The sequence below is a fragment of the Pseudomonas sp. SDO52101_S400 genome (assembly GCF_054071635.1).
Map to the genome: position 1 here is coordinate 1 of NZ_JBSVWF010000106.1, position 9,706 is coordinate 9,706.

At 60.0% G+C, this 9,706-nt stretch carries 6 protein-coding genes; 5 read left to right on the top strand and 1 reads right to left on the bottom strand.

The window, feature by feature from the left end; all coding sequences use genetic code 11:
* The first annotated feature begins 156 nt into the window (after nt 1–156).
* The 4 genes from pdxR to ACW9HX_RS28415 all read left to right on the top strand — a co-directional run bounded on the left by pdxR (nt 157) and on the right by ACW9HX_RS28415 (nt 3,604).
* Nucleotides 157–1,590: a MocR-like pyridoxine biosynthesis transcription factor PdxR gene (gene pdxR, locus ACW9HX_RS28400; protein WP_457383126.1), complete on the top strand. Its 1,434-nt coding sequence runs from the start codon at nt 157–159 to the stop codon at nt 1,588–1,590.
* Between the two features lie 123 nt (nt 1,591–1,713).
* On the top strand, nt 1,714–2,007 hold the full coding sequence (locus tag ACW9HX_RS28405) for a putative quinol monooxygenase (protein WP_096820028.1): 294 nt from the start codon (nt 1,714–1,716) through the stop codon (nt 2,005–2,007).
* Nucleotides 2,008–2,247: 240 nt separating this feature from the next.
* On the top strand, nt 2,248–2,649 hold the full coding sequence (locus tag ACW9HX_RS28410) for a cupin domain-containing protein (protein WP_457383127.1): 402 nt from the start codon (nt 2,248–2,250) through the stop codon (nt 2,647–2,649).
* A gap of 241 nt (nt 2,650–2,890) precedes the next feature.
* A complete protein-coding gene (locus ACW9HX_RS28415; protein ID WP_457383128.1) occupies nt 2,891–3,604 on the top strand; it encodes an ATPase in 714 nt (237 codons plus the stop codon).
* Between the two features lie 270 nt (nt 3,605–3,874).
* Here ACW9HX_RS28415 and ACW9HX_RS28420 read toward each other — a convergent pair whose 3' ends face one another.
* Nucleotides 3,875–8,761: an NAD-glutamate dehydrogenase gene (locus tag ACW9HX_RS28420; RefSeq protein ID WP_457383129.1), complete on the bottom strand. Its 4,887-nt coding sequence runs from the start codon at nt 8,759–8,761 to the stop codon at nt 3,875–3,877.
* Nucleotides 8,762–9,277: 516 nt separating this feature from the next.
* On the opposite strand from ACW9HX_RS28420, the gene ACW9HX_RS28425 reads away from it, so the two are divergent.
* Nucleotides 9,278–9,631: a hypothetical protein gene (locus ACW9HX_RS28425; protein ID WP_248740689.1), complete on the top strand. Its 354-nt coding sequence runs from the start codon at nt 9,278–9,280 to the stop codon at nt 9,629–9,631.
* The last annotated feature ends 75 nt before the right edge of the window (nt 9,632–9,706 follow it).

Below are 9,706 nucleotides of genomic sequence, written 5' to 3' on the forward strand. Positions count from 1 at the left end.
ACTAAAATATCGACTGACACACCGCTTTCGCGAGCAAGCCCGCTCCCACAAGGGTCCTGCGCCAATTCCGGGTATTTGCACTACGCAACTTCTGCCCCGCATGCATTCGGGAGTAATCTGGCCGGCACACTCAATTTCCCGGAGAGCCCCGTCGGTATGGAACTTCATGTCGTGATCAACGGCCGCAAGGATCTGGCCGGTCAGTTGTATCAGCAGCTGCGGGGCGCCATTGAATCCGGGCGCCTTGCTGCCGGCACGCAGCTGCCGCCCAGCCGCTTGCTCGCCGAGCAACTGGGGATTTCGCGCAAGACCATTTCCGACACTTACGCGCAGCTGACTTACGAAAACTTCCTCACTGGCGTAATCGGCAAAGGCACGTACGTCAACGCCCGTTCGACGCCGGTGCAGCGCAAGCAAAGCCATTCCGAGCTGGCCAGTTCCGAGGTAATCGAGAGCTGGTGCAACCTGCCGGTATTCCTGCGCCATCCGACGCTGCAAGGCTCGCTGCGCTACGACTTTATCGGCGGCGCCACCAGCAAGGGCCAGTTCCCCCACGATGACTGGCGCCGCTGCGTGTCCCACGCCATGCGGCAAATGGCCGGTTCCAAGGGTTTTTACAGCGTGGCGGAAGGCTTGCCGGCGCTGCGCAATGCGATTGCCCGGCACATCGCGTTCTCCCGTGGCGTGAACTGTCAGGACGAAGACATCGTGGTGTGCAACGGCGCGCAACAGGCGCTGGACCTGATCGCCCGGGTGCTGCTGCGCCCCGGCAGTCTGGTGGCGATGGAAGATCCGGGTTACCCGCCGGCACGGCTGCTGTTCGGTACTCACGGCGCCAACGTGGCCGGGGTGCCGGTGGATGCGGAAGGGATTCAGGTCGAGCACATTCCCGACGGCACGCGGTTGATCTACGTGACGCCGTCGCACCAGTTCCCGCTAGGGATGCCGATGAGCCACGCGCGGCGCGAGGCCTTGCTGGCTCGAGCCTACGAGCTTGGCGCGATCATCATCGAGGACGACTATGACAGCGAGTTCCGCTACGAGGGCCGACCGACCGATTCACTCCACAACCTCGATCAGCGCGGCATCGTCGCTTACGTCGGCACCTTCTCGAAAACCCTGCTGCCAGAGCTACGCCTCGGTTACGCGATCCTGCCACCGGCGATCCTCGAAGCGGTGATCCGCGCCAAGCAGCTCACCGATCTGCACGCCTCCACCCTGCCCCAGTGGGCGCTGGCCAAGTTCATCGCCGAGGGTTGCCTGCTCAAGCACATCCGCCGCTGCCACACCATTTACGCCCAGCGCCGCGAGCGGATCCTGGCGCGCATGTCCACCGACCTGTCGCCGTGGTTGGAGGCCGTGCCGGCCAGCGCGGGCTTCCATATGGCGGTGTTCTGCCGGGTGCCGATCGACTTGCCGCTGGTGATCGAACTGGCGAAAAAGGTCGAAGTCGGGCTGTACGCCATCGACGGCTTCTATTACCAGCAGCCGGCCAGAAGTGGGATGTACTTCGGTTTTGGCGCCATCGAGACACTGGACATCGATATCGCGCTGGATCGCCTGCGCGACATTCTGCAACAGGTCGCCTGATAGATTGGCCTAACGGATTACCCGCCGATTGGTTATTGGTGATCCGGGGGTGCAGGCCTATTCTGCACAGGCGTTATCCCTCAATGAGCAGGATTCGTCCGGCCTGATTCAGGAGTGTGAGCAATGTCCAACGAAGTGATCAACACCGTACAGGTGCAGGCTGCGGCCGGCCGCTCCGAGGAGCTGGGCAAGCAGTTGCAGAAGATCGTCGAAACCCTGCGGGAAACGCCGGGCTGCGATTCCTATATGGTCGACCGCTGCCCCGACGACAGCCACCGCTGGACGGTCAGTGCCCATTGGCAGTCGGAAGCGGCGATGCAGGCGCACTTCAACCGGCCTGAGGCACAGGGGTTTATCGATTTGATTGATAGTCGGCTGGCCAATAGTGTGGATTTCAACTCGTTTCCTATCGTCTGATCCGACGCCTTCGTCGGAACGCCGCCCGGAGCAAGCCCGCTCCCACAGTTTTCTGTGTGGTTCATATTATTTGTGAACTACACAAAACCCTGTGGGAGCGGGCTTGCCCGCGAAGGCGTATTCACAAGCGCTGAAATTTCAAGGATTGGTCACCCGATCTTCCCGAATATTGGCCGTTTGATTAGACCTGCACGCGGACTACTGTGAAGACCGACTCCCCCACTTCACAGGTGACCCGCCATGAAACTCCTGCACTGCTTTGCCGCCGCCCTCGCCCTCAGCCTTTCCGTTCCAGTCCTGGCCCACGATGCCTCCGAGAAGGTCTCGGTCCTGCAGGACCAGATGCTGAAAAACGTCCCCGGCAAAAAAGCCATGATGATCGAAGTCGACTACAAACCCGGCCAGTCCTCCATCGCCCACAAACACGACGGCACGGCGATGGCGTATGTTCTCGAGGGCGAGGTGACTTCCCAGGTCAAGGGCGAACAAGCGATCACCTACAAGAAGGGCCAGTTCTGGTACGAGCCCGCCGGCTCCGAACATCTGGTGTCGAAAAACGCCAGCAAAACCAAGCCAGCCAAGTTGCTGGTGTTCATGGTGCTGTCACCTGACGAGCAAGTGCTGATCCCCTTGAAAAACTGATGGTTGTTTAACCAGCCATAAATAAAAGGCGCAAATTGTTGATTTGCGCCTTTTTTATTTCTCGCGGCAATTAATCAAAAACCCTTACAGCCAATAAAACTATTGCATGACAGTCATTCAGCAAATTGTCAGGTTGTTTTCAGTTTCGCGGGAGTAGTCTGAGGCAACTGTCGCCGGTTCCATTTAAGCAACCCCGACACCTCTGACTTTCCGACTGAAGTTGCTTCACGGGAGACTCACCATGAAACTTGCCTTTGCCAGTACCTTGGCGATATCGGTTTTAGCCTTGTCCGCCTGTTCAGTTCCTACCGCTCCAAAAGCGGTTTCCTCCCTCGACACACTGTTCACCCAACCGGTCGGCCGCAGCAGCGCCGCCCAGGTGAAAAGTGGTCCCGGTGTCTCGCTGGGCGTCGTCTACAGCCCGAGCACCCAAACCAACCGCGAATACCTGCGCGACTATCAGGCCAACGCCGGCACCGGTTTCGGCCAGAGTTTATTGGTGCAGCCGATCCATGATGCCTACGTCGCCACTTCAAAACCGGACATGGCCGTGGATTGGGTGAAAGCCTCGCTGCAGCGCCAGTTCGGTTCGGTCACCGTGTACCCGGACATGCAGAGCCTGCGTGCGGCGAAGCCGGATGTGGTGGCGATCGTCGATACTCACAGCCAGTTGATTACCTCGCGCAGTTCGGACATCAAGGCGGATGTGAGTGCGGACTTTTATGACGGGAAGTTGAACTATATCGGGACGGCCAAGGGGGCCGAGGCGAAAGAGTTGACGCCGGTCTGGGCGGACTTCAAGCGTTCCGAAGAGATTGTTGCGGATATTAATCAGCAGCAGGAAGTTCAGGTTCGGGCGTTGCAGAAGTTTGATCAGTCGCTCAGTAATTTGTTGACCAGGTCGACGGATAACGTGTCGATGCTCGAGCGTAAACAAGGTCTTAGTATGCAGTGATAGTTAGACCGCTGCCCTCACCCTAGCCCTCTCCCGGGGGGAGAGGGAACTGACCGAGTAGTATTGGCGAAATACATCGACCTGTTATTTCTGAGTCGAACTCAGGCTTGAACAGCATGAAGATCGGCTCCCTTTCCCCCTCGCCCCCCTGGGGGAGAGGGTTGGGGTGAGGGGGTTGGATCTACGCAGCACCACACAAATACCGCCGAACACCAGACATAAAAAAGCCCCGCCTCTCTCGAGAGCGGGGCTTTTTCATTCAACGGCTACTCAAGCAAGCTCAAGCTCCGCAGTCGCTGCAGCAGGCACAACCGCCTGACCGCTCAACGCCACGTCGTTCAGCTCACGGTTGGCCACCGCGTACATGGCGTAGTCGGTGCCGCTGGCGGCACGGATTTCCACCAGCATGGCGCGCCAGCGCTGGATCATCGCATCGTGTTGCGCCATCCACAGTGCCAGACGCTCTTCCACGTCCAGGTTGCCGCCGCCTGCTTGCAGAACGGCGATGGTGATCGCGCGTTGCTGCCAGTCGACGTCGTCGCGGAACGCTTCACGGGCCAGGGCCTGCCAGTTGTTTTCAACCGGCAAGGCGCTGATCTGCGAGATGTACCAGGTGATGTCCAGCGCGCTGCCCACGGCGAAGTACGCCTTGGCCACTTCGGCTGGATCCTGACCGGTCACATCGGCCGCTTCGATGATCGGCAGCAGCGTGTAGAGGTGGGTTGTGCCCGCCACCATACGCGCCAGCAGTTCCGGTACACCGGCCGCGACGTAAGCCTGATAACGCGCCTGCCAGTTTTCGCGGATTTCGCCGCTCAGCAGTTCGTCCAGCTTCAAGCCCAGCTCCTTCAGGTGCGGACCGAAATGCGCGACGTCACGGGCAGCGTTCTGCTCGTTGCGGCGGGCACGCAGGAACCAGCGCGTAGCGCGACGGCCCAGACGCATCAGCTCGTCCATCAACTCCAGTTGCACGTCAGCGGAGACCTGATAGTCCAGCGCTTCGATCTGACGGAACCAGTGCGGGAGGTGGAAGATGTCACGCACGATCACATAAGCGCCTGCCACGTTCGCCGGGGTCATGCCGGTGGACTCTTTGAGTCGCTGAACGAAGGTGATGCCCATGTGGTTGACCAGATCGTTGGCGATCTGGGTGCTGACGATCTCGCGCTTCAGACGGTGACGGCGCATGGCATCGGCGAACTTGCTGACCAGGCTCGGCGGGAACGCGGTTTCCATGTCGCGGGTCAGGTAGTCGTCGTCCGGCACCAGCGAGTCCAGCAGCTGTTGCTTGAGGTCGATCTTGCTGTACGAGATCAGTACCGACAGTTCCGGACGGGTCAGGCCCTTGCCAGTCGCGGCGCGCTCGGTGAGCTGCTCCTCGGTCGGCAGGTACTCGATGGCGCGGTCCAGCTTGCCACGGCCTTCCAGATCGCTCATCAGGCGTTTGTACTCGGCGGCACGCTCGTAGGCACGGCGGGCAGCCAGGGACAGGGCCTGAGTCTGCTTGTAGTTGTTGCCCAGCACCAGACCACCGACTTCGTCGGTCATGCTTGCCAGCAACTGGTCGCGTTGCTTGCCGGTCATGTCGCCAGCCTGAACCACTTCGTTCAGCAGGATCTTGATGTTTACTTCGTGGTCGGAGCAGTCCACGCCACCGGCGTTGTCGATGAAGTCGGTGTTGGAACCGCCGCCATTGAGACCGAACTCCACACGACCCAGCTGGGTCATGCCGAGGTTACCGCCCTCGCCCACGACTTTGCAGCGCAGTTCGTTGCCGTTCACGCGCAGTGCATCGTTGGCCTTGTCGCCGACATCGGCGTGGCTTTCGGTGCTGGCTTTCACGTAAGTACCGATACCGCCGTTCCACAGCAGATCCACCGGTGCCTTGAGCAAGGCGTTCAGCAGTTCGGTCGGGGTCAGCTTGTCGGCCTGGATGTCGAAGCGTTCTTTCATCTGTGGCGAGATGGCAATGCTCTTCGCGCTGCGCGAGAAGATGCCGCCGCCTTCGGACATGATGCTGGTGTCGTAGTCGGACCATGCCGAACGCGGCAGGTCGAACATGCGCTGACGCTCGACGAAGCTGGTGGCCGGGTTCGGATTCGGGTCGATGAAAATGTGCATGTGGTTGAACGCAGCAACCAGTTGCAGCTTGTCGGACATCAACAGGCCGTTACCGAACACGTCACCGGCCATGTCACCCACGCCGACCACAGTGATGCTGTCTTCCTGGACATTGATGCCGCGCTCGCGGAAGTGGCGCTGTACGCCGACCCACGCGCCCTTGGCGGTGATGCCCATTTTCTTGTGGTCGTAACCGGCCGAACCACCGGACGCGAACGCGTCACCCAGCCAGAAGCCGTAGTCGATGGCGATGCCGTTGGCGATGTCGGAGAAGGTTGCAGTGCCCTTGTCCGCCGCGACCACCAGGTACGGGTCATCGTCGTCATGACGCACGACGTTGGCCGGCGGTACCAGTTTGCCGTCCTTCAGGTTGTCGGTGATGTCCAACAGACCCGAGATGAAGATGCGGTAGCAGGCGATGCCCTCGGCCGCGATCTCGTCACGGCTGCCGCCCAGTGGCAGGCGACGCGGCAGGAAGCCGCCCTTCGCACCCACCGGCACGATGACCGAGTTCTTCACTTGCTGGGCTTTTACCAGGCCGAGGACTTCGGTACGGAAGTCTTCTTCACGGTCGGACCAGCGCAGGCCGCCACGAGCGACGTTGCCGAAGCGCAGGTGCACGCCTTCGACGCGTGGCGAGTAAACGAAGATTTCGAACTTCGGAACCGGTTTCGGCAGATCAGGGATCAAGTGCGGGTTGAACTTGAAGCTGAAGTACGACTTGTTCTGGCCGTTGGCGTCAGTCTGGTAGAAGTTGGTGCGCAGGGTCGCTTTGATCAAGTCCAGGTAACGACGCAGGATGCGGTCTTCGTTGAGGACTTGAACGTCGTCCAGCGCGGTCAGGATCGCTTGTTCCAGACGCAGTTGCTTGTCGTCCAGATCGTCGCTGCCCAGCTTGCGTGCCAGGTAGAAGCGGGTCTTGAACAACCGGGTCAGTTCGCGAGCGATGTCGGTGTGGTTGTTCAGGGTGCTGGCGATGTAGCCGAGGTCGAAGCCCAGGCGGATCTGCTTCAGGTAACGAGCGTAGGCACGCAGCAGCGCGACGTCGCGCCATGGCAGGCCGGCGGTCAGCACCAGACGGTTGAACGCATCGTTTTCGGCGTCGCCGCGCACGATGTGGACGAACGCGTCCTGCAGGGTGTCATTGAGCTGCTGGATGTCCAGGTCCATGCCTTCAGCGGCAGTGAACGCGAAGTCGTGGATCCAGAACTCGCGGCCGTTGTTGTGACGCAGGCGATACGGGAACTCGCCCAGTACGCGCAGGCCGAGGTTTTCCAGGATCGGCAGCACGTCGGACAGCGCCAGCGGGGTATCGGCGTGATACAGCTTGCAGTGCAGCTCGCGCGGGCCGGAAGCCAGCGGCTGGTAGAAGCTCATGGCCAGCGGCTTCTTCTCGCTCAGGTTGAGCAAGTGCTGCATGTCGACCACGGCCGAGTGCGCAGCGAAACGCTCGCGGTAGCCGGCCGGGAAGCCTTTCGGGAAGTCCGCCAGCACGTTGGTGCCGTTGGCTTCGCCGAAGGTTTCGACGGTCAGGGCGGCGTAGTCGTCCTGCCAGCTGCGGCAAGCCTGGATGACTTCGTTTTCCAGTTGCAGCGGGTCGATGTCGATGCGGTTTTTCGGGTCTACGCGCAGGATCAGTTGCACGCGGGCCAGCACGGACTCGGAGAAGAAGGTCCAGAACTCGCAGTCGGTCGCCTTCAGGCGCTCCATCAGCACTTGCTGGATTTTCTGGCGAACTTCGGTGGAGTAGATGTCGCGTGGCACGTAGGCCAGGCAGTAGCAGAAACGACCGTACGGGTCTTTGCGCAGGAACACGCGGATCTTGTTGCGTTCCTGGATCTGCACGATCGACATCACGGTGCTGAACAGTTCGTCGACCGGAGTCTGGAACAGGTCGTCACGCGGCAATACTTCCAGAACCTGTGCCAGTTCCTTGCCCAGGTGAGCCTTGGACTGGAAGCCGGAACGACGCTCGATCTCTTCGACCTTGCGGCGGATGTAAGGGATCACACGTACGCTTTCGCCATACACCGACGAGGTGTACAGGCCCATGAAGCGGTGTTCCTTGATGACTTTGCCGTCGGCATCGATTTCACGGATCGACACGTAGTCCGGGTAGGCCGGACGGTGGACGCGGCTCGGGTGCGCAGCCTTGGCGAACGACAAAAGGGTCGGTTCACGCAGGTAGTTCACGGCGTAGTCTTCGATGTGACGGTCTTCGTTGGTCAGACCGGTGCGCAGCATCTTGGTCAGACCGAGGAAGGAGTTCTGGTCGTATTCGATATGGCCGCCATCGGCCTGATCGACAACGGTGAACTCTTCGTAGCCGAGGAAGGTGAAGTGGTTGCCCACCAGCCATTCCAGGAAGCTCTTGATTTCGGTCTTCTCGTCGGCATCGACGGCAAATGCGCTGTTATCGAGCTTGGTGAGGATTTCCTGCACCTTGGCCTTCATCGGCTCGAAATCGGCGACCGCGACGCGGACTTCACCCAGGACCTGTTCCAGTTCCTTGGACAGCACATTCAATTCGGCCGCGTTGGCGCAGCGGTCGATTTCCAGGTACATCAGCGATTCGTGCTGAATGCCTTCACCGCTGGTGCCTTTAGGCAGGATTTCCAGCAACTCGCCCTTGCTGCCACGACGCACGCTGAGCACGGTGGTCTGCAGGGTGTGGATGCTGTAGCCGCGGCGGTTCAGCTCGGTACGCACCGAGTCCACCAGAAACGGCAGGTCGTGGTGCAGCACTTCGACCGCGGTGTGGGTCGACTGCCAGCCATGACGTTCGTAATCGGGGTTGTAGACGCGCACTTGCGGTTGCGCGTGATCGAAGCGCTCAAGCAGGCGCCACGCAGAAAGAGTACAGCCAGCGAGGTCGGAGAGGCGACGTTGGGTCAGCTCGTCCAGAGAAATGATGCCGAAGAATTGTTCAGCGAACAGCGCCACTTGTGGCAGTGCCTGTTCACTGATGTGCTGCGCCAGTGCCGCTTGCAGTTGGTGCTGGAAGTCGGCTTTGCTGGCTGCGGTGAAGAACGCCATCTGTGGTACTCCGCTTGGGCTTGTTATTGATGGAAAGCGTCGCGTACAAAACCCCTTTCGGGGCGTTCCGTCGCCCTGTTCCTGAATCTCGGGCAGAGGAAACAGGGTGACAGGTGGGTGAAGCTGGACGAGACACTCAGGTCACATTCACCTTCCATGAATGGGCATCTGCAAAAACGACTGTCCGGCATCACTTTGGAGCCTGCGACAATGCCTTTACGGGTGCTCATCCGTTGCGCAGCTTAATGGGTGCGACAATGTGTCTGCTTGCGGTGCTGCGACATATTCGGTCATTGGCACGTAAACCAAGGCAAGCGCATCGGTAAACACTAGCATTCATGGGGCAGAACGCCGGTCCCAATCCCCGGTTTTACGGTACATGCGTGCCAGAAATGACCATTGACCTGTGTCGCGTTCACGACACATCCTCTGACACTCTCACATGCAGAAATTCCCGAGGGCTGGCAGAATCGCGCCCAATTGTGACCAACACGCCCGCCGAGGCAGGAATTTCCCATGCAAATGACCACCGCCCTTTTGATCGTCAACCCGTGCGACGACGAAGAAGACAACATGGCCATGCTCTGCTGCCACAGCGACAAGGGCGAAATGTTTCTGATGAGCCGCTATCCGGACGAGGATGAGCTGGAGATCACCCTGGATGGCGAGCCGTCGACCCTCGATGGCGTGAAGGTCACCCTGAGCAAGACCCTGTTGAAGATCGAAATCGCCGCAGCGGATGCCGATGCGCTGAATGGCGATGATGTGCTGGAAATCACCTACAACCCGGACATGGTGGATCTGGCCGAGGTCGAGGAAACCCTGAAGAACATTCTTGATGGTACTGGCACCTTTATCAGCCAGATTTGATGGCGTCTGCACTGGCCCCTTCGCGAGCAAGCCCGCTCCCACAGTGACCGCGTTCTGTCAGGAGAATATGGTCCA